Annotated in this window: 16 protein-coding genes; 8 read left to right on the top strand and 8 right to left on the bottom strand. The window is 65.4% G+C overall.

What is annotated here, in order from left to right:
- Window positions 1-26: 26 nt before the first annotated feature.
- The gene (locus tag J7548_RS15310) at window positions 27-1577 is read left to right on the top strand and encodes an AMP-binding protein (protein WP_290975800.1); all 1551 of its coding nucleotides are present in this window, start codon (window positions 27-29) and stop codon (window positions 1575-1577) included.
- A gap of 64 nt (window positions 1578-1641) precedes the next feature.
- A complete protein-coding gene (locus tag J7548_RS15305; protein WP_290975797.1) occupies window positions 1642-2514 on the top strand; it encodes an IclR family transcriptional regulator C-terminal domain-containing protein in 873 nt (290 codons plus the stop codon).
- 4 nt (window positions 2515-2518) lie between these two features.
- Here J7548_RS15305 and J7548_RS15300 read toward each other — a convergent pair whose 3' ends face one another.
- The gene (locus J7548_RS15300) at window positions 2519-3331 is read right to left on the bottom strand and encodes a transporter substrate-binding domain-containing protein (RefSeq protein WP_290975794.1); all 813 of its coding nucleotides are present in this window, start codon (window positions 3329-3331) and stop codon (window positions 2519-2521) included.
- Window positions 3332-3532: 201 nt separating this feature from the next.
- Here J7548_RS15300 and J7548_RS15295 point away from each other — a divergent pair, with 201 nt between their 5' ends.
- Window positions 3533-5278, top strand: coding sequence for an IlvD/Edd family dehydratase (locus J7548_RS15295; RefSeq protein WP_290975791.1), 1746 nt, complete (start codon window positions 3533-3535; stop codon window positions 5276-5278).
- On the opposite strand, the gene J7548_RS15290 is transcribed toward J7548_RS15295, so the two are convergent.
- The gene (locus J7548_RS15290; RefSeq protein ID WP_290975788.1) at window positions 5275-6153 is read right to left on the bottom strand and encodes a LysR family transcriptional regulator; all 879 of its coding nucleotides are present in this window, start codon (window positions 6151-6153) and stop codon (window positions 5275-5277) included. The genes J7548_RS15295 and J7548_RS15290 overlap by 4 nt on opposite strands.
- A gap of 257 nt (window positions 6154-6410) precedes the next feature.
- On the opposite strand from J7548_RS15290, the gene J7548_RS15285 reads away from it, so the two are divergent.
- The 4 genes from J7548_RS15285 (at window position 6411) to J7548_RS15270 (ending at window position 11393) form a co-directional block, all read left to right on the top strand.
- A complete protein-coding gene (locus tag J7548_RS15285; RefSeq protein ID WP_290975785.1) occupies window positions 6411-6722 on the top strand; it encodes a hypothetical protein in 312 nt (103 codons plus the stop codon).
- Window positions 6723-7062: 340 nt separating this feature from the next.
- Window positions 7063-8694, top strand: coding sequence for a sensor domain-containing diguanylate cyclase (locus J7548_RS15280; protein WP_290975782.1), 1632 nt, complete (start codon window positions 7063-7065; stop codon window positions 8692-8694).
- Window positions 8695-8751: 57 nt separating this feature from the next.
- Complete coding sequence (rarD, locus tag J7548_RS15275; protein ID WP_290975780.1) at window positions 8752-9645, top strand: EamA family transporter RarD; 894 nt, start codon at window positions 8752-8754, stop codon at window positions 9643-9645.
- A gap of 218 nt (window positions 9646-9863) precedes the next feature.
- Window positions 9864-11393, top strand: coding sequence for a sensor domain-containing diguanylate cyclase (locus J7548_RS15270; protein ID WP_290975778.1), 1530 nt, complete (start codon window positions 9864-9866; stop codon window positions 11391-11393).
- Window positions 11394-11476: 83 nt separating this feature from the next.
- Here J7548_RS15270 and J7548_RS15265 read toward each other — a convergent pair whose 3' ends face one another.
- Together J7548_RS15265 and pepN are read right to left on the bottom strand one after the other, a co-directional pair.
- A complete protein-coding gene (locus J7548_RS15265) occupies window positions 11477-12478 on the bottom strand; it encodes a class 1 fructose-bisphosphatase (protein ID WP_290975775.1) in 1002 nt (333 codons plus the stop codon).
- A gap of 30 nt (window positions 12479-12508) precedes the next feature.
- On the bottom strand, window positions 12509-15202 hold the full coding sequence (gene pepN, locus J7548_RS15260) for an aminopeptidase N (protein ID WP_290975773.1): 2694 nt from the start codon (window positions 15200-15202) through the stop codon (window positions 12509-12511).
- A 199-nt stretch (window positions 15203-15401) separates the two neighbouring features.
- Here pepN and J7548_RS15255 point away from each other — a divergent pair, with 199 nt between their 5' ends.
- Window positions 15402-16073, top strand: coding sequence for a DUF4136 domain-containing protein (locus J7548_RS15255; protein ID WP_290975771.1), 672 nt, complete (start codon window positions 15402-15404; stop codon window positions 16071-16073).
- A gap of 26 nt (window positions 16074-16099) precedes the next feature.
- On the opposite strand, the gene J7548_RS15250 is transcribed toward J7548_RS15255, so the two are convergent.
- The 4 genes from J7548_RS15250 to J7548_RS15235 form a co-directional block, all read right to left on the bottom strand.
- Window positions 16100-16270, bottom strand: coding sequence for a hypothetical protein (locus J7548_RS15250; RefSeq protein WP_290975769.1), 171 nt, complete (start codon window positions 16268-16270; stop codon window positions 16100-16102).
- A gap of 29 nt (window positions 16271-16299) precedes the next feature.
- A complete protein-coding gene (locus tag J7548_RS15245) occupies window positions 16300-17274 on the bottom strand; it encodes a quinone oxidoreductase (protein WP_290975767.1) in 975 nt (324 codons plus the stop codon).
- Between the two features lie 48 nt (window positions 17275-17322).
- Window positions 17323-18237, bottom strand: coding sequence for a DMT family transporter (locus tag J7548_RS15240; RefSeq protein ID WP_290975765.1), 915 nt, complete (start codon window positions 18235-18237; stop codon window positions 17323-17325).
- Window positions 18238-18313: 76 nt separating this feature from the next.
- A complete protein-coding gene (locus J7548_RS15235) occupies window positions 18314-19888 on the bottom strand; it encodes a helicase HerA-like C-terminal domain-containing protein (RefSeq protein WP_290975763.1) in 1575 nt (524 codons plus the stop codon).
- Window position 19889 lies beyond the last annotated feature (1 nt).

Here is a 19889-nt window from a genome sequence, read left to right as displayed (position 1 = left end):
TGACGACTCATTCACAAAGAACCGACATGCACCGCTATTCCCATTACTTCCCCGTCCGCACCGGCACCGACAACCTCGACGTGGTGCCGCTGCTGCAAGCCGGCTTCGCCTCCCGCGCCGGCCACACGCTGCTGGAATTCAACGGCGTGGCCACCTCCTTCGCGGAGATGGAACACCTGGTCAAGCGCATGCGCGCCTGGCTGCAGCAGCAAGGCATCGCCCGCGGCGACCGCGTGGCGCTGATGCTCGACAACGGCCTGGAGCACATGGCGCTGATCTACGCGCTGATGCTGACCGGCGCGGTCTGGGTGCCGGTCAACACGCGCCTGAAGGCGCCCGGCATCAGCTACCTGCTGGGCCATTGCAAGCCGGCCCTGTTCGTCGCCCAGCCCGGCTTCGCCGATGCGCTGGCCGGCCTCGATACGCCGCCGGCGCGCCTGGCCTGGATCAACGAGATCGCCTTGCCGGAAGTGGCCGCCGACGCCCCGCTGACGGTAGAACCGGTGGCGCCGGAAGATACGCTGTGCCTGATCTATACCTCCGGCACCACCGGCGCGCCCAAGGGCGTGGTGTTCACCCACCGCATGATGCGCATCGCCAGCGAAGGCACGGTGATCGTGTCCGCCGTCAAGGCGGGCGACCGCATGTTCGTATGGGAGCCGCTGTGCCACATCGGCGGCGCCCAGTTGCTGCTGGTGCCGTTCCTGGAAGAAGTCAGCCTGCATGTGATCGAGCGCTTCTCGGCCACCCGCTTCTGGCCACAGGTGGAGCAGGCGCAGGCCACCCACCTGCATTACCTGGGCGGCATCCTCGATATCCTGTGCCAGTTGCCGCCGGAGGTGCAGCCGGCGCGGCATACCCTGCGCGTGGGCTGGGGCGCGGGCGTCTCGGCCAAGGCCTGGGACGGCATCAAAAACCGCCTGGGCATCGCGCTGCGCGAGTGCTACGGCATGACCGAGGGTTCCAGCTTCACCACCGTCAACAACACCGGCAAGACCGGTTCGATCGGCCGCGCCCTGCCCTGGCTGCGGGTGGAACTGCTGGATGACGAGGACCGGCCGGTGCCGGTCGGCGAACTGGGCCAGATCGTGGTCTCGAGCGAGGTGGAAGGCTGCTTCCTGCCGGGCTACCTGGACAATCCCAAGGCCAGCGCCGAGGCGCGCCGCGACGGCAAGCTGTACACCGGCGACATGGCGCGCATGGATGCCGACGGCGACCTGTTCTTCGTCGGCCGCAAGACCGACAGCATGCGGGTGCGCGGCGAAAACGTCTCGGCCTGGGAAATCGAGCGCATCTTCGTGATGCACCCGGCCATCGCCGCGGCGGCGGCCATCGGCGTGGACAGCGAAGTCGGCGAACAGGAGATCATGCTGTACGTGCAGTTCAAGGAAGGCATGCAGGAGTCCTTCGACGCGCTGGCGCGCTGGGCGCATTCGCGCCTGGCCAGCTACCAGCTGCCGCGCTACTATCTGCGCGCCGAAGCGTTCGAGACCACGCTTTCCGAGCGCATCCGCAAGCACTTGCTCAGCCGCGACCTGTCAGCCGCCTGGGACCGGAACGCGCACGCATCGAAATGAAAGGCATTGCGGCGATCGTTGCGGCGATAATAGCGACTTCGAACGAAGCGAACTAAGCGAATCCATGGTGACGAAGAAACAAACAGCCCAGGCGCCGGCCGCAGCAAAAACGGCCGGCGCCCCCGCCAAGGCCAAGGCCAGGGCCGGCCGCCCGCTGGCCGCCGCCTCCGACAACACCGGCGTCGATTCGCCCCTGTATGTGAATTCGGTGGAAAAGGCGATGAAGGTGCTCATGGCCTTCGACGGCCAGCAGCGCCAGCTGTCGCTGTCGCAGATCGCCGCGCTGACCGGTTTCGACATCAGCACCACGCAGCGCTTCACCTACACGCTGATGACGCTGGGCTACCTGACCAAGGACGAAGAAGTCCGCAAGTACGAGCTGGCGCCGCAGGTGCTCAATTTCGCCTACCACTACCTGTCTTCCAGCGACCTGGTGCGGCGCGCCACCCCTTATCTGCAACAACTGAGCCAGCAGACCGAGGAAACCACCAACCTGACCATCCTGGACGGCTGCGACATCGTGTTCGTGCAGCGTATCGTCAGCCGCAACGTGCTCAATCCGACGGTAGTGACCGGCACCCGCCTGCCGGCCTTCTGCACCGCCAGCGGCCTGGCCATCCTGGCCGCGCTCGATCCGCACGAAGTGGACGACATCCTGGACCGCACCGAGCTGCGCGCCTACACGCCCTACACCATCGCCGACCGCGGCAAGATCAAGCAGCGCCTGGCGCGCTTCCGCGAGCAGGGCTATGCCCACATCCGGGAAGAATATTTCCTGGGCGATATCTCCACCGCCGCGGTGGTGACCGACTCGCACCTGGGCCGCCCGGCCGGCGCCGTCAACCTGGCCATTACCACGGCAAGATGGGGCGGCGATGCCGACGAACGGCGCCATGCCGACCTGGTCATGTCCGCCGCCAGGGCCATTTCCAACTAGGGATTCATTTCACCTTCGGGCCGCCCGCATCGGCGTTTTTCCCCTTGATGGGCGCCTCGATCTTGAGCGCCGAGGTATAGCGCTCCAGGATCGCCTGCAGCTCGCCACGTTTTTTCATGGTCTCCAGCTGGGCATTGATCCTGGGCAGGTACTTGACGCAAGCGTTGGCCTTGCTCAGGGCGATGAAATTGTCGCTCTCGGTCACATACGGCTTGAGCGGCATGAAGCGGTCGGCTTGCCGGGTCTGGTTCAGGTAGATCACCCCGCTGTAATAGCCGGTGATGAGATAGTCGATGCTGCCGGCATCGAGCTTGCTGAAATTCATGTAGGCCTTCTGCGCCTGCTCCACCTTCAGGTTGTCGCGCAGGAACTCGTCGAAGCCTTCGCCGAACTGGTTGCCCATGGTGATGGCGCCGCGTTTGCCGACCAGGTCCTTCCAGCCCGAATAGCTGAAACCGCGGTCGCGCGCGACGAACACCGCGATCGGGTTGGAAAACAGCGGCACCGAGGTAAATGCCAGGTACTGCTGGCGCTCTGGCGTGTTCTTCAGGGATGCGATCATCGCCACCTCCCCGCTTTGCGCATCCTTCAGCACGCGGTGGAACGGCCCCACGTAGCGCACCTCGAACGGGATTCCCAGCGCGGTCAGCGCGCGCGAGGCGATTTCGATGCTGGCGCCGGTCAGGCGCTTGCCGTCGTACCAGTGCAGGGGCGCATAGTCGGAATCGGCCGAGACCACGACCTTCGAGCATTCCTCCCCTTGCGCCGCCGTGGCCATGGCCGCGGCCAGCAGGCCGGCTGACAGGAATTTCCTCATGATATCTCCTCTGTGCCTGGCATTTTTCTTGGCTTGATGTAACCAGCATAGCAGCAACTTGGCGCGGCGGTATGCCCTGCGCCGGCGGGGCATACCAAAAAACTTTTTTGGTTTGAATATCGAAACAGGCGCTTTGCGCATCCCAACGCCTTTGAAATACTTGCCGGATTAAAAACACCATGCATTCCAAGGAGACAGGCAATGGGCAAGAAACCGCAAACGGACGGCAAGGCGCCACCCGCCGCAGGCATGCGCCGCGGATTGACTTCCTATGGCGACCAGGGCTTTTCGCTGTTCCTGCGCAAGGCCTTCATCAAGGGCGCCGGCTATACCGACGATGCGCTGGCGCGCCCGGTGATCGGCATCGTCAATACCGGCAGCGCCTACAATCCCTGCCACGGCAACATGCCGCAACTGATCGAGGCTGTAAAACGCGGCATCATGCTGGCCGGCGGCTTGCCGATGGATTTCCCGACCATCTCCATCCATGAGAGCTTCGCGGCGCCCACCTCGATGTACCTGCGCAACCTGATGTCGATGGATACCGAGGAAATGATCCGCGCCCAGCCGATGGATGCGGTGGTGCTGATCGGCGGCTGCGACAAGACGGTGCCGGCGCAGTTGATGGGCGCGGCCTCGGCCAACATCCCGGCGATCCAGCTGATCACCGGCTCGATGCTGACCGGCGCGCACCGCGGCGAGCGGGTCGGCGCCTGCACCGATTGCCGCCGCTACTGGGCCAGATACCGTGCCGAGGAAATCGACGATGACGAGATCGCCGACGTCAACAACCAGCTGGTCGCCAGCGTCGGCACCTGTTCGGTGATGGGCACGGCCAGCACCATGGCCTGCATCGCCGAAGCCATCGGCATGACGGTGCCGGGCGGCGCCTCGCCGCCGGCGGTGACGGCCGACCGCATCCGGGTGGCCGAAGAGACCGGCGCGCGCGCGGTGCAACTGGCGCACAGCGGCCTCACCGTCGACAAGATCCTGACCGAAAAAGCCTTCGACAACGCCCTGCGGGTACTGCTCGCCATCGGCGGTTCGACCAACGCCATCGTCCACCTGGCCGCCATCGCCGGGCGCGTGGGGCTGGAAATCGATCTGGCCAGGCTCGACCGCATGGGCCGCGAGACACCGGTGCTGCTCGACCTGAAACCGAGCGGTTCGCACTACATGGAAGACCTGCACAAGGCCGGCGGCGTGGCCACCTTGCTGCGCGAACTCAAACCCTTGCTGCACCTGGATGCGATAACCGTCAACGGCGTCACCCTGGGCGAGCAGCTGGAGGCGCAGGGTCCCGGCTTCGCGCAGGACGTGGTGCGCAGTTTCGGCAACCCGATTTACCCGCAGGGCGGGCTGGCGGTCTTGCGCGGCAACCTGGCGCCCGGCGGCGCCATCATCAAACAGTCGGCGGCCGATGCGCGGCTGATGGAGCATGAGGGCCGGGCGGTGGTGTTCGACAACCTGCAGGACCTGGCCGAGCGCATCGACGACGAAGCGCTGGACGTGCATGCCGACGACATGCTGGTGCTCAAGAACATCGGCCCGCTGGGCGCGCCGGGCATGCCCGAGGCCGGCTACATCCCGATTCCGCGCAAGCTGGCGCGCCAGGGCGTCAAGGACATGGTGCGCATTTCGGACGGCCGCATGAGCGGCACCGCGTTCGGCTCCATCGTGCTGCACGTCACGCCCGAGGCGGCCATCGGCGGCCCGCTGGCGTATGTGCGCACGGGCGACCGGATCCGGCTGTCGGTATCGAAACGGGAGATTTCCCTGCTGGTCTCCGAGCAGGAACTTGCCAGGCGCGCGCAGGAGCGGCCTGTCGCCAAACCCGCCGCCGGGCGCGGCTACCGCAAGCTGTTCCTGGAAAACGTGACGCAGGCCGACAAGGGTGTCGATTTCGAATTCCTGCGAGCGGAAAGCCTGCAGCGCAAAACGACCTAGTTTTCCGCGAACGCCCGCACCGCCTCGTCGGCGAACACACGCGCCAGCGCCGCATGCGGCGAGTGGCGCGCCATGATCAGGCCGACGCGGCGCACCGGCGCACGATCGGGCAGCGCGACCTTCACCAGCGACTGCCCGCCCTCCCACAGCGCCGGCCAGTCCGGCAGCAGCGACACGCCCAGGCCCTTGCCGACCATCGCCGCGATCGCCAACAGGCTGTCGATCTCCAGGCGCTGGCGCGGCACGATGCCGTGGTCGCGCAGGTAGCGGTCGGCCAACTGCCCGCCCAGCACATTGCGGTTGTAGCGGATGAAGGGTTCGCGGCGCAGCAATTCGTGCGCATCTTCGCCGGCGCTGCCGGCCGGCGCGATCACCACCAGCGGCTCCTCCATCAGCACCAGCCAGTCGCAGGTCTTGGGCACGGCGAACTGCGGCTCCACCACCACGGCCGCATCGAGTTCGCCGGCGGCGACCTTGCGGCACAGCTCCACCGAGGCGCCCGGTTCCACGAAGATGCTGGCCTTGGGATAACAGCGATAGAAGCGCTGCAGCAACGACGGCAAGACGCTGGTCATGGCCGTCACGAACGCGCCCAGGCGCAGTTCGCCGACCTCGCCGGCGCCATCGCGCGCCAGCGCCTGCATGTCGCGCGCCGAGCGCAGCAGGGCGTGCGCGCTTTCCAGCACCTGCAAGCCTTGCGCGGTAGGCCGTACCGAACGCCCCGAGCGCTGGATCAGCGGCGCGGCCAGGCTTTCTTCCAGCGAGCGCACGCGCGCGGCGACCGCGGCGGCGGTCAGGTCGAGCCGGCGAGCGGCTTCGGCGAACGAGCCGCTTTCCACCACGGCGACAAAACTTTGCACATATCGGATATCCATCGGGGCCGGTCTCATCGGTCGTTTCAATTTCCGGTGCAGTGTAACCCGGGGACGGCGGCGAACAGTAAGCGCGGCCATGGCGGCGCTGCCGCTTTAGAACCTATTTCACAATGAAACGTGAGATGGGTTCTTACTGTCGGACACGCGGGAATAGTCCGACACCAATTCACCCGCCTATCCGACTGTTTCCCGCGCGGCATCTCCCTATCATGGACTGACATCCCCCCGCCAACGAAAGTGACAGAAAGGAAAACGCCATGTCCAGGAACATCATCCGTGCACTCCTGCTGGCCACTGCCGCATGCGGCGCCGGCGCATATGCCCAGTCCTACGACCCGGGCGGCTACGGCAACCCGCCGGCCCCCCAGCAGCAATACGACTCATCGGCTCCGCAGGATTACAATTCCCAGGGCGACCCGCAAAGCCAGCAGGCCGCTCCGCCGGCCTCCTACCAGGACCAGAACGGCCAGTATGTCGACCACAGCAGCTCTGAAACACCCAGCAACCAGCCCAACAACTATGCCCGCGACATCAAGGATGGCCCGCTCGGCACTTCGCCGGGGAGCTGACCGGTACTGACCGGTATGCCGCCGTTTCATCCATGGGACGCCCCGCTTGCCGCAGCGGGGCTTTTTCATGTCCCGGCGCGGAGAAAGGCCATCTCCCGCCAAGGCCTTGCAAAAGGCATCGAAAAGATATTCCTGAAGCGTCGCCCTGTTCCCACACTCAGGTAATCCCCGATTGGAAAGCGCGCCACTATCCTCTATCCTGCACGTCAATATGGGCGAAACAGGAAGGAGGAAGACGTGAAGCGCACGACACCTCAGGACGGCGCTGCCTGTTTCTTGCCTGCGTTTTTCCCGGCGGGATCGCCCCTCCCGGCAGCAGATGGGCAATAAGCCTGCTTCCATGTTCCGCTTTAGCCGGACCTCCCCCGTCTGGCTGGCCACGCTGTTCGTGGTGCTGGCCTGCCTTGCCCTGATCGGCCTGGACGGCTGGCGTACCTGGCAGGCGCGCGAAGCGCTGCTCAAGGAAGCGGAGATCGATACCTCCAACATGGCCCAGGCGCTGGCCCAGCATGCCGACGACACCTACAAGGAGGCCGACCTGGTGCTGCAGGTGCTGCTCGAGCACATTGCGGAAGACGGCCTGGACCGGCACTCCGTGCAGCGCATCAGCCGCCAGTTGATATCGCAAGTGTATGAATTGCCGCAACTCAACGGCATCTTCGTCTATGACGAAAACGGGCGCTGGATCGTCAACTCCCAAAGGACCGTGGCGGATCGCTACAACAACGCCGACCGCGGCTACTTCATCTACCACAAGCTGCACGCCGACCCGGCCCCTTATATCGGCCCGCCGATCCAGAGCCGCTCCACCGGCCAGTGGATATTCACGGTCAGCCGCCGCATCAGCAAGCCGGATGGTTCCTTCGGCGGCGTGGTCCTGGCCACCATTTCGTTCGACTACTTCAAGCAGTATTACGAAACCTTCGATGTCGGCCGGCGCGGCGTCATCCTGTTCGCGCTCAACAGCGGCACCTCGCTGATCCGCCGCACCCTCGGGGAAGCCAGCACCGGCAACAGCCTGGCTGCCGGTCCCCTGGTCAACGACTATGTCGCCAAGCATGAGCGCGGCACCGTCGAACTCGCGTCCCCGGCCGATAGCGAATTGCGCATCCACAGCTTCGTGCGGCTGCGGCGCTATCCGATGTTCATCGCGGTGGCGGTATCGAAACAGGAAGTGCTGGAAAACTGGCGCCGCGATGCCTACATCCGCACCATCGGCGTGATGTTCCTGGCCGGCGTGTTCGCCGCGCTGGGGCGGCGCATGGTGCGCCGGATCAAGATCCAGATGCGCTCCGAGTACGAGGCGGTCAATGCCCGCGCGCGCTCCGAGCAGCTCAACGCGACCCTGGTACAACTGGCCCTGCACGACGGCCTCACCGGCCTGGCCAACCGCCGCCATTTCGACCGCACCGCCAACGCGGAACTGGCCCGGCTGAGCAAGGAAAAGGGAGCGCTGTCGCTGATCCTGATCGATGTCGACCACTTCAAGCTGTACAACGACATCTATGGCCATGCCAAAGGCGACGATTGCCTCAGGGAAGTCGCCAAAACCATCGGCGCTTCCAGAAGGCGCACGCGCGACCTGGCGGCCCGTTACGGCGGCGAGGAATTCGCCCTGATCCTGCCCGATTGCGATATCCGCGGCGCCGCCGCGCTGGCCTCCAGCCTGCGCCAGGCGGTAAGCGACCTGCGCCTGCCCCATTCCGGCGCCAAGAACGGTTACGTCACCATCAGCGTGGGCGTGGCGTCATTGAACCCCGTGCAGGAAGGCGACCGCATCCTGGCGCTGATCGAGAGCGCCGACCAGGCCCTGTACCAGGCCAAGCAAGGCGGACGCGACCGCGTCGTCACCGATCCCGGCAGCCTGAAAGTCATCGGCGAAGACGCATTGCGCCAACCCGCCGCGTCCCGCGACGGCCAGAACATCGCCGGTTCCGGCCCGGCCTCTGACGCCGACATCCGCTTGCCGTAGAATCGCGTCTTTGCCGGTCAGCAACCCATGCGTACCGGTCAACCCGATTGGCATCGTATGAATCACCATGAAACCGCCCGCGGCATCGGCCTGTCCGTGCTGGCCTCCGCGCTGTTCGCCGTCCTTTCCGGCTATACCCGCCTGCTGGCGCCGCTCGACGGCCTGGACATCTTCGCCTGGCGCATCGTCTGGACCACCGTGGCGGTGCTGGCCGTGATCGCCTGGCGCCGCCACGGCGCGCAACTGCGGGCGGCCTGCGGCGAGATCGCCGGCGATCCCGTCAAATCCCTGTCGCTGCTGGCCATGGCAGCCATGCTGGGCGTGCAGCAATGGCTGTTCCTGTGGGCTCCGGTCAACGGCCGCGCGCTGGAAGTGTCGCTGGGATATTTCCTGCTGCCGCTGGCGATGGTGCTGGTGGGACGCTTCCATTACGGCGAACGCCTCGATATGCTGCAGCGCATGGCGGTACTGTGCGCACTGGCCGGCGTGGCCCACGAGCTATGGATGACGCGCGCGTTTTCCTGGCCCACGCTGCTGGTGGCGCTGGGCTATCCGCCGTATTTCATCTTGCGCCGCCGCATCAAGCTTGATTCGCTGCTGCTGTTCACCATCGAGCTGTTGCTGCTGCTGCCGGCGGCCGCCCTGGCCCTGGCGCTGAACGGCTCGGCCGGGCTTGCCGTGCGGGAACCCGCGATGTACTTGCTGCTGCCCGGACTGGGCATCATCAGCATGGTGGCGCTGACCGGCTACTTGCGCGCCGGCAAATTGCTGCCGATGGGATTGTTCGGCATCCTCGGCTACGTCGAGCCGGTGCTGCTGGTATTGGTCGCCATGGCGGTGCTGGGCGAATCGCTCGGCGCCGCCCAGCTGGGCACCTACGTGCCGATCTGGATGTCGGTGGGACTCACCGCCGTGCACAGCATCCGGCTCATGCGCAGGCCTGCGAATTAAACAGGTTTTCCCCCTCACTTTTCCGGCTGCGGCCTTAACCTTCTATCTATACTGGACTGCAGAGCTTGTGCGCGGCTTGAGCGGGACGACTACCGCATCGGAGCCGGCCGCAAACAAGTTCTGACGGCCGCCGTCCAAGGAGACGGGACAGGCGGCCGGTTCCGATTTCAAGGGGTATTCGCATGCAACCGGTACGGCCAGAAGAACGCCAGGAGGCGATGCATCCCGTATCCAGACGCGCCAAGCTGTTTGTGGTGCTGGCCTGCGCGGCCATTACCGTACTGTATGCCTGGCAAAGCTGGAATGCCCGGCGCAGCGACCTGGACAATGCCCGGATAGCTTCCGGCAACATGGCCAAGGCGCTGGCGCAGCATGCCAACGACACCTTCCAGGGCATCGATGGACTGCTGCTCAACGTGGTCGACCGCGCCACCATGCTGGGCATGGGCAGTCCCCTGGTGACGGAAATGGCGCCGCTGCTGCGCCGTCTTTCCGAAGAAATGCCGGCGCTGGACGGCCTGCTGGTCAGCGACGAGACGGGCCGATGGATCGTCAACTCCTCCGGCGATGCGCATCCGCAGGGCAACAACAGCGACCGCGCCTACTTCATCTACCATCGCGACCACGACGAACCGTCGGTGCTGATCGGCGCCGTACTGCGCAGCCGCAGCACCAACCACTGGGTGATCCCGGTTTCCAGGCGCATCAATCATCGCGACGGCAGCTTTGCCGGCATCGCCCTGGCGACGATAGAGCTGGACTACTTCACCCGGTTCTACCGCACCTTCGATGTCGGCCTCAACGGCGCGATAGGATTGCTGCTGCGCAACGGGACTTTGCTCACGCGCCAACCTTTCGACGAGCAGTTGATCAACCGGGACTTCAGCGACAGCCTGCTGTTCCGCCAATTGCTGCAGGCCGCTCCGAACGGGGTACACACCTATAAATCGCGCATCGATGGCGTACGCAGGATGTTGAGCTACCAGGCGCTCGACAAATATCCGCTGGTGGCCATGGTCGCCTTGTCCGAAGACGATGCGCTGGACGACTGGCACCGGGAAATCATGGTCTACAGCCTGGGCGTATTGCTGCTGCTGTTCATCATCGCCACTTTCGGCCGGCACCTGATCGGGCAGATCGAACTGCGCATGAAAGCCGAACGCAAAGCCGTGGCCGCCAAGAACGAACTGCAGGAACTCAACCGTACCCTGGAAATGCTGGCCCACCAGGATGGCCTGACCGGGCTGGCCAACCGCCGCCATTTCGACGATACGCTGGCCAAGGAATACCGGCGCGCCGCCCGCGGCGGCGGGCCGTTGTCGCTGGTGCTGATCGACGTCGACTTCTTCAAGCAATACAACGACATCTACGGCCACCAGGCCGGCGACGAATGCCTGCGCCGGGTCGGGAAAATGCTCAAGGAGATGGAGCGCCGGCCGGGCGACCTGGCAGTACGCTACGGCGGCGAAGAAATGCTGCTGCTGCTGCCCAACACCGACGAGACCGGCGCGGCGCAGATGGCGGAACGGATTCGCGCCGGCATCCAGGCGCTGAACATCGCGCACAGCGCCAACCCTGCCGGCGTAGTCACCGTGAGCGCCGGTTACAACAGTATCCTGCCGGACCGGCAGCATGTCCCGCCGATCGAAGAACTGGTCGGCCAGGCCGATGCCGCGCTGTATGAAGCCAAGCGCGGCGGGCGCAACCAGGTGCGGCCGGCCAGGCAGCTGCCCGGACACGAGGCATAAAAAAACGGCACCCGCGTGAAGCACGGCGCCGTTTCCCATTGTGTACGAGGGGGCATTCCCCCGGGCGACTCAGCCTGTTCCGCTTATTCCTTGTGATAGGAAGTCACACGCTCCACTTCGTTCTTCGAACCCAGGAACACCGCCACGCGCTGGTGCAGCTTTTCCGGCTGGATGTCGAGGATGCGCTGCTTGCCGTCGGTGGCGGCGCCGCCGGCCTGCTCGACGATGAAGGCCATCGGGTTGGCTTCGTACATCAGGCGCAGCTTGCCCGGCTTTTCCGGTTCGCGGGCGTCGGCCGGGTACATGAAGATGCCGCCGCGGTTCAGGATGCGGTGCACGTCAGCCACCATCGAGGCGATCCAGCGCATGTTGAAGTCCTTGCCGCGCGGGCCGGTGGTGCCGGCCAGCATTTCGTCGACGTAACGCTTGACCGGCGGGAACCAGTGGCGCTGGTTGGAAGCGTTGATGGCGAATTCCTTGGTGTCGGCCGGGATCTGGATATCCTTTTGCGTGAGCACCCAGGCGCCCATTTCGCGGTCCAGCGTGAAGCAGTGCACGCCGTCGCCGGTGGTCAGCACCAGCACGGTCTGAGGGCCGTACACGGCGTAGCCGGCGGCGACCTGCCTGGTGCCGGGCTGCATGAAGTCCTTTTCGCTCGGCTCGGTCATGCCGTCCGGCGCCTTGAGCACCGAGAAGATGGTGCCGATGGAGACGTTGACGTCGATATTGGAGGAGCCGTCCAGCGGATCGAACATCAGCAGGTATTCGCCCTTGGGATAGCGGTTGGGAATGCGGTGGATGGTCTCCATTTCCTCGGACGCCATGGCCGCCAGGTGGCCGCCCCATTCGTTGGCTTCCAGCAGGATCTCGTTGGAGATCACGTCCAGCTTCTTCTGGACTTCGCCCTGCACGTTCTCGCTGCCGGCGCTGCCCAGCACTTCGCCCAGCGCGCCCTTGCCGACGGCGTGCGAAATCGACTTGCAGGCGCGGCCGACGACTTCGATCAACAGGCGCAGTTCGGAGGGGATCTTGTTGTGCAGGCGCTGCTGCTCGATGAGGTGTTGCGTAAGGCTGATGCGTTTCATGGTGGTCTTCCTTTTAAATTAAACAGATTCTTAGTTCGCCAGCGCCTTGGTGACGACTTCGGCCACGTCGCGCGACAGGTTGGGCGAGGACGCCACCTGCTGCAGCGCCAGGCGCATCTTTTCCTGCAGCGCCGGGGTGTACTTGCGCCAGCGGTCGAGGCTGCGCGCCAGGCGCGCGGCGACCTGCGGGTTGGTGCCGTTGAGCGCGATCACCTGCTCGGCCCAGAAGGTGTAGCCGTTGCCGTCGGCCGCGTGGAACGCCGACGGGTTGCCGTTGCAGAAGCTGAAGATCAGGCTGCGCGCGCGGTTGGGGTTCTTCAGCGTGAACGCCGGATGGCCGGCCAGCGAGCGCACCGTGTTGACGTCGGCATGGCGCGCCGTGGCCTGCAGCGTGAACCACTTGTCGATGACCAACGCCTCGTCTTCGAATTCGTGGTAGAAACGCTGCAGCGCTTCGCCGTTGCCGCCGGCTGTGCTGTTGAGCAGCGCCGCCAACGCGGCTAGGCGGTCGGTCATGTTGTTGGCCTCGGCGTCCTGGCGCTGCGCCAGTGCCAGCGCTTCGTCATCGTCCAGTTCTGCCAGGTAGGACAGCGCCACGTTCTTGAGGGCGCGGCGGCCGCTCGATGCGGCGTCCGGGCTGTAGGCGCCGGGCGTCTGGTTGGCGCGATAGGCGTCCAGCAGGTCGCCGCGCAACTCGCGCGCCAGCGAGCGGCGCAGGAACTGGCGGGCGATGTGGATGGCATGCGGGTCGATCACTTCCATCTGCTCGGCGATCATGGTTTCCGACGGCAACGTCAGCGCCAGTTCGCGGAAGGCCGGGTCGAGCGATGCGTCGTTGAGCGTGGCGCGCAGGGCATCGGCCAGGGCGCCGTCGTTTTCGATGTTGTTGAGCACGGTATCGACCGCCACCACATGGCCCGACTGGCGCGCGGCCTGCACCGCGACCGTCAGGTTCAGCAGGCGACGCATGGCCAGCCGCTGTCCGGCTTCCCAGCGGTTGAAGGGGTCGCTGTCATGCGCCATCAGGAAGGCCAGCTCGGCATCGCTGTATTCGTATTTCAGCACCACCGGCGCCGAGAAGCCGCGCAGGATCGACGGCACCGGCGCCGCATCGATGCCGACGAAGCGGAAGGTCTGCCTGGCCTCGGTCAGCTCCAGCACGCGGGTGCCGGCCGCCGCGGCGGCGCCCTCGCCTTCGAGCCGCAGGGGGATGTCGCGCCCCTTGGCGTCCAGCAGGCCGACCGCGACGGGAATATGGAACGGCAGTTTCTTCTTCTGGCCGGGCGTCGGCGGGCAGCTTTGCTGCAGCGTCAGCTCCAGGGTCTTGCGCTTGGCGTCGTAACGCGTGCTGGCGTCGACCTGCGGCGTGCCGGACTGGCTGTACCAGCGTTCGAACTGGCCCAGGTCGCGCTTGTTGGCGTCGGCCATGGCGGCGCGGAAATCGTCGCAGGTCACGGCCTGGCCGTCATGGCGCTTGAAGTACAGGTCCATGCCCTTGCGGAAGCCCTTGCGGCCCAACAGGGTCTGGTACATGCGCACCACTTCGGCGCCTTTTTCGTAGATGGTGACGGTGTAGAAGTTGTTGATCTCGACGTAGGAGTCGGGACGCACCGGGTGCGCCATCGGGCCAGCGTCTTCCGGGAACTGCGCCTGGCGCAGCACGCGCACGTCGTCGATGCGCTTGACGGCGCGGCCGCTGTCGGTGCCGATCATGTCGGCCGAGAACTCCTGGTCGCGGAAGACGGTAAGGCCTTCCTTGAGCGACAGCTGGAACCAGTCGCGGCAAGTCACGCGGTTGCCGGTCCAGTTGTGGAAGTATTCGTGGCCGACCACGGCTTCGATGTTGGCGAAGTCGATGTCGGTGGCGATGCGCGGGTTGGCCAGCACGTACTTGGTGTTGAAGATGTTGAGGCCCTTGTTTTCCATCGCGCCCATGTTGAAGTCGCCGACGGCGACGATCATGAAGCGGTCCAGGTCCAGCTCCAGGCCGAAGCGCTCGACATCCCAGGCAATGCTGTTCTTGAGCGAATCCATCGCATGCTGGGTCTTGTCGAGGTTGCCCTCTTCCACCCATACCTGCAGCAGCGCCTGGCGGCCTGACTTGAGCTTGTAGGTCTCTTCCTGGCAGACCAGGTCGCCGGCCACCAGCGCGAACAGGTAGGACGGCTTCTTGAACGGGTCTTCCCACTTGGCGTAGTGGCGGCCACCGGGCAGGTCGCCCTGCTCGACCAGGTTGCCGTTGGACAGCAGCACCGGATATTTCTTCTTGTCGGCGCGCAACATGACGGTGTACTTCGCCATCACGTCCGGGCGGTCCGGGAAGAAGGTGATCTTGCGGAAGCCCTCGGCTTCGCACTGGGTGAAGAAATTGCCGTTGGAAACGTACAAGCCCATCAGCGAGGTATTGCGGTCGGGGTGGGTGATCGTCTCGATCTCCAGCACCGCCTTGGCTGGCGCGGCGGGAATGGTCAGCACGTGGCCGGCCAGGCGGTAGTCGCCCTTGGCCAGCGCCTTGCCGTTCATGCGCAGCGCGACCAGCTCCAGCTCTTCGCCGAACAGGACGATGTCGCGGCCGGCCGCCGCCGGGTTGCGGCGCATGGCAATGCGGGTCGCCACGCGGGTGGCGGCGGGTTCCAGGTCGAATCCCATTTCAACGGTATCGACCAGATAGTTGGGGGCGGCGTAGTCTTTACGGTGGATCGTCTGTGGCGTATCGGTGCGCATGGAGCCTGTCCGGGAAAGGAGATGAGATGGGAAAAAACCGGCCGCGATGGGCCAAAGCCAGATTTTACCAATCATTTTCGGATATACGCCGCCTGGCGCGATGGCGCCATCCTACAATAGGCGTATGCCTGACCGGGATCGAAACGCATCATCGCGGGTCGAAGCTTGGTCGATGCAAGAACAGGATTGGAGATATTCAATGAAACGCTGGCTCTTTTTATTCGCCGCGGCCGCCGGCCTGCTGCTGTCCGGTTGCGCTTCCGTGGTCGAAAGCGATGTGACCGCCTTCCATGCCTGGCCGGCCGACGCCAACGGCAAATCCTATGTATTCGCCCCCAACAAGGAGCAGGAGAACAATCTCGAATACGGCAACTATGCCCGCTTGATCGGCCAGCAATTGCAGGCCCTGGGTTTCACCGAAGCGGCCGACAGGAAGTCGGCCCAGCTCGCCGTCAGCTTCCGCTACGGCGTGAACACCGAACAGGTGGTGGTGACCCGCCCGGCCTACGATCCCTTCTTCTACGGCCCGCCGCCCGGCTGGGGCCGTTTCGGCCCTCATCCTTACGGCTTCTACGGCCCCTACGGGCCGTTCTACGATCCGTTCTGGTACGGCGGCCCGATGCAGACCACCAGCTATCCGGTGTTCCTGCGCCGCCTGCAGATCGGCATCGCCAACGCCGGCGACGGCAAGTCGCTGTATGACGTGGTGGTCGACAGCGAAGGCAGCCGCGGCGGCCTGGCCGCCGTGATGCCCTACATGGTGCGCGCGGCGTTCACCGGCTTCCCCGGCCCCAGCGGGGTGACCCGGCACATCAAGATCGAAGTCGAAAAAGACGCAAAGGACGCCAAAGACGCAAAAAGCGGCAAATGATAGGCCGGCTCGCGGCGCTGACGAAATTACGAAAAATAGGCTTCGCTGCCGAAGGTGATCGCCACGATCAGCAGCACGGCCAGGATCAGCACCACCAGCAAGCGGCCGAACTTGGGCGCCCCCTCCTCCCCCGCCGGCTGCTCCGGCGGGTGTTTCATCGGATTGCGCTGTCCGGGGTCATTCTGCAAACCATTCATGTCGTTCACTCCCAGGTGTCTCGGCCGGGTCAGGGCATCAGGATGGTCGAGCCGGTGGTCTTGCGCGCTTCCAGGTCGGCATGCGCCTGGCCCACATCCTTGAGCGCATAGCGCTGGTTGATCTCGATGCCGATCTTCTTGCTTTCGACCATCGCGAACAGGTCGCCGGCGGTGGCGTCGAGATCGGCGCGGGTGGCGACGTAGTTGCCCAGCGACGGCCGGGTCAGAAAGAGCGAGCCGCGCGAGGCCAGTTCCGATACGCCGAACGGCGCGACCGGACCGGAAGCGTTGCCGAAGCTGACCATCATGCCGCGCGGGCGCAGGCAGTCCAGCGAACCGATGAAGGTGTCCTTGCCGATCGAGTCGTAGACGACCGGCACGCCTTTGCCACCGGTGATTTCCTTGACGCGTTCGACGAAGTTTTCAGTCTTGTAGTTGATCACGTGGGCCGCGCCATGTTGCTTGGCCAGCGCCGCCTTCTCGTCGCTGCTGACGGTGCCGATCAGGTTCACGCCCAGCGCGCGCGCCCACTGGCAGGCGATCAGGCCGATGCCGCCGGCGGCGGCGTGGAACAGGATGGTGTCGCCGGCCTTGACCTGGTAGGTCTGGCGCAGCAGGTATTGCACGGTCATCCCTTGCAGCATCATGGCGGCGGCGGTGTCGAAGCCGATCGAGTCCGGCAGCTTGACCAGGATATCGGCCGGCATCACCCGTTCTTCGGCATAGGCGCCGTTGGGGCGGCCGGCATAGGCCACACGGTCGCCGGCCTTGAAATCGGTGACGCCGGGGCCGACCGCTTCGATCGTGCCGGCCGCCTCTTGCCCCAGGCCGGCGGGCAGCGGCTGCGGATACAGGCCGGAGCGGAAATAGACGTCGATGAAGTTCAGCCCGACCGCCGCGTGGCGGATGCGCACCTCGCCCGGCCCGGGATCGCCGACTTCGACGTCGACGTATTCCATCACCTCGGGGCCTCCGGTCTTGTTGATGCGGATTGCTTTTGCCATGTCAGTCTCCTTGTTCTGATGCTGTGATCGGATGAAATGCGGGAACGTTCAAACCTTCTTGCGCGACAGCAGCCAGATGCCCGACAGCACCAGCGCCGTGCCGACCAGCTGGATGCCGGTGATCGGCTCATCCAGCAGCGCCGCGCCCATGAACAGCGTCGACACCGGCCCCACCAGCCCGGCCTGGGCCGCGGTCGGGGCGCCGATGCGCGCCACCGCGACCATGGTCAGGAACACCGGCAACACGGTGCAGAACACCGCGTTGAACAGCGAAAGCTGGTAGACGCCGGCGGCCTGCGCGAACAGCTCGGCAGGCGCGCGCAGGACGAAGAACTGGATCATGCAGGCGACGGTGGACACGCACATCGCATAGGCCACCAGCCGGATCGCGCCGACGCGGCGCACCAGCTCGCCGGAAGAGATCAGGTAGATCGAGTAGGTGAAGGCCGAGGCCAGCACCAGCACGCTGCCGAGGATGACATTGCTGCCGCCGGCGTTGAGGTCGTGCAGCAGTACCAGCACGGTGCCGAAGTAGGACACCGCCAGCGCCGTCCACTCGATCCAGCCGACCCGGCGCTTGAAGAAGGCGAATGCGATCAGCATGACGAAGGATGGCGTCAGAAACAGGATCAGGCGCTCCAGCCCTGCCGAGATGTATTGCAGGCCGAGGAAGTCGAGGAAGCTGGACAGGTAGTAGCCCAGCAGCCCCAGCACCGTGATGCGCAGGTAATCGGCGCGCGCCAGCGGCGGCTCGCTGCGGGCTTTCCAGATCGCCACGGCGAGGAACATGGGGAAGGCGAAGACCATGCGCAAGGTGAGCACCATCACGGCGTCGACCTGGTAGCGGTACATCAGCTTGGCGACGATGGCCTTGGCGGAAAAGAAAATGGCGCCGACGATGGCGAGCAGCAAGCCGCCGAGGAAGGCCTGGCGGCGGGAAGGGTCGATGGCGATGGCGGTCATGGCCGCGATTGTAAACCGTCCGGCAAATGGCCGCCGGGACGGTTCAAGAACGTGAGCAGGTTCTAAAAAATGCCGCTCAGCGTTTCTTCAGCAGCGAGCCCAACACGCCGCGGATGATCTCGCGCCCGACCTGCGAGCCGATGCTGCGCGCGGCCGACTTCACCATCGCTTGCAGCGGCGAATCGCTGCGGCGGTTGCCGCTGCCGAAAATGCCGCCGGCGGCATCCTTGAGCAGGTCGCCCAGGCCGCCGCCCTCTTCCTGCTGTTGCGGCTGTGACGGCTGCGGCGCGCGGCCGGCCGAGGCCCCCCAGGCGTTGTCGTCGACCGGGGCCGGTTGCGGCGCCTGCTGCTGTGCCGGCGCCGGCGGCTGCTGGGCGGCGCGGCCCTTGAGGCGTTCGTAGGCCGATTCGCGGTCGATCGCCTGTTCGTAGACGCCGGCCACCAGCGAGGCCGCCATCAGCGCGCGCCGCTCGTCGTCCGTCACCGGGCCGATCTGCGAAGCCGGGGGCAGCACGTAGCCGCGCTCGACCACGTTGGGACGGCCCTTCTCATCGAGGAAAGACACCAGCGCCTCGCCCACGGCCAGTTCGGTAATGGCTTGCGCCGTATCCAGCCTGGGGTTGGCGCGGAAGGTCTCGGCCGCGGCCTGCACCGCCTTCTGGTCGCGCGGGGTGTAGGCGCGCAGGGCGTGCTGCACGCGGTTGCCGAGCTGGCCCAGCACGGTGTCGGGGATGTCCAGCGGGTTCTGGGTGACGAAGTACACGCCCACGCCCTTGGAGCGGATCAGGCGCACCACCTGTTCGATCTTCTGCAGCAGCGGCTTGGGCGCCTCGTCGAACAGCAAGTGGGCTTCGTCGAAGAAGAAGGCCATCTTCGGCTTGTCGAGGTCGCCCACTTCGGGCAGGTGTTCGAACAGTTCCGACAGCATCCACAGCAGGAAGGTGGAATACAGGCGTGGCGCGTTAAGCAGCTTGTCGGCGCACAGGATGTTGACGATGCCGCGGCCGTTGGCGTCGGTCTGCATCCAGTCTTCGATGTTGAGCATCGGTTCGCCGAAGAATTTGTCGCCGCCCTGCTCGTCGATGGCGATCAGCCCGCGCTGGATGGCGCCGATGCTGGCCGCCGAGATGTTACCGTATTCGGTCTTGAACTCGGCCGCATGGTCGCCCACATGCTGCAGCATGGCGCGCAGGTCCTTGGTGTCGAGCAGCAGCAGGCCGTTGTCGTCGGCGATCTTGAACACGAGCTGGAGCACACCCTGCTGGGTGTCGTTCAGGTTCAGCATGCGCGCCAGCATCAGCGGCCCCATGTCGGAGATGGTGGCGCGCACCGGATGGCCCTTCTCGCCGTAGACGTCCCAGAACGCCACCGGGGCGGCGGCCCAGGACGGTTCGGGCAGGCCCAGCTGGGCCAGGCGTTCCTTGAGCTTGGGCGAGGCGCTGCCGGCACGGCCCAGGCCGGACAGGTCGCCCTTGACGTCGGCCATGAACACCGGCACGCCGATATCCGACAGCGCCTGCGCCATCACCTGCAGCGTCACGGTCTTGCCGGTGCCGGTGGCGCCGGTGATGCAGCCGTGGCGGTTGGCCAGTTGCGGCAGCAGGCTCAGTTGCTGGGCGGCGTTCTGTGCGATGGGAAGCGGATTGGTCATG

Source organism: Herbaspirillum sp. (assembly GCF_017744395.1).
Lineage (GTDB): Bacteria > Pseudomonadota > Gammaproteobacteria > Burkholderiales > Burkholderiaceae_D > Herbaspirillum.
The sequence above is the reverse complement of the archived record's forward strand: the minus strand, read 5'-3'. Positions and strand labels throughout refer to the sequence as shown.

Bases quoted from the DNA above. Each gene is read 5' to 3' on its own strand.
- rarD (WP_290975780.1), top strand. From the start codon at position 8,752: ATGAATCACCATGAAACCGCCCGCGGCATCGGCCTGTCCGTGCTGGCC.
- J7548_RS15235 (WP_290975763.1), bottom strand. From the start codon at position 19,888: ATGACCAATCCGCTTCCCATCGCACAGAACGCCGCCCAGCAACTGAGC.
- J7548_RS15300 (WP_290975794.1), bottom strand. From the start codon at position 3,331: ATGAGGAAATTCCTGTCAGCCGGCCTGCTGGCCGCGGCCATGGCCACG.
- J7548_RS15250 (WP_290975769.1), bottom strand. From the start codon at position 16,270: ATGAATGGTTTGCAGAATGACCCCGGACAGCGCAATCCGATGAAACAC.
- pepN (WP_290975773.1), bottom strand. From the start codon at position 15,202: ATGCGCACCGATACGCCACAGACGATCCACCGTAAAGACTACGCCGCC.
- J7548_RS15240 (WP_290975765.1), bottom strand. From the start codon at position 18,237: ATGACCGCCATCGCCATCGACCCTTCCCGCCGCCAGGCCTTCCTCGGC.
- J7548_RS15305 (WP_290975797.1), top strand. From the start codon at position 1,642: ATGGTGACGAAGAAACAAACAGCCCAGGCGCCGGCCGCAGCAAAAACG.
- J7548_RS15245 (WP_290975767.1), bottom strand. From the start codon at position 17,274: ATGGCAAAAGCAATCCGCATCAACAAGACCGGAGGCCCCGAGGTGATG.
- J7548_RS15265 (WP_290975775.1), bottom strand. From the start codon at position 12,478: ATGAAACGCATCAGCCTTACGCAACACCTCATCGAGCAGCAGCGCCTG.
- J7548_RS15285 (WP_290975785.1), top strand. From the start codon at position 6,411: ATGTCCAGGAACATCATCCGTGCACTCCTGCTGGCCACTGCCGCATGC.
- J7548_RS15280 (WP_290975782.1), top strand. From the start codon at position 7,063: ATGTTCCGCTTTAGCCGGACCTCCCCCGTCTGGCTGGCCACGCTGTTC.
- J7548_RS15295 (WP_290975791.1), top strand. From the start codon at position 3,533: ATGGGCAAGAAACCGCAAACGGACGGCAAGGCGCCACCCGCCGCAGGC.
- J7548_RS15270 (WP_290975778.1), top strand. From the start codon at position 9,864: ATGCATCCCGTATCCAGACGCGCCAAGCTGTTTGTGGTGCTGGCCTGC.
- J7548_RS15310 (WP_290975800.1), top strand. From the start codon at position 27: ATGCACCGCTATTCCCATTACTTCCCCGTCCGCACCGGCACCGACAAC.
- J7548_RS15290 (WP_290975788.1), bottom strand. From the start codon at position 6,153: ATGGATATCCGATATGTGCAAAGTTTTGTCGCCGTGGTGGAAAGCGGC.
- J7548_RS15255 (WP_290975771.1), top strand. From the start codon at position 15,402: ATGAAACGCTGGCTCTTTTTATTCGCCGCGGCCGCCGGCCTGCTGCTG.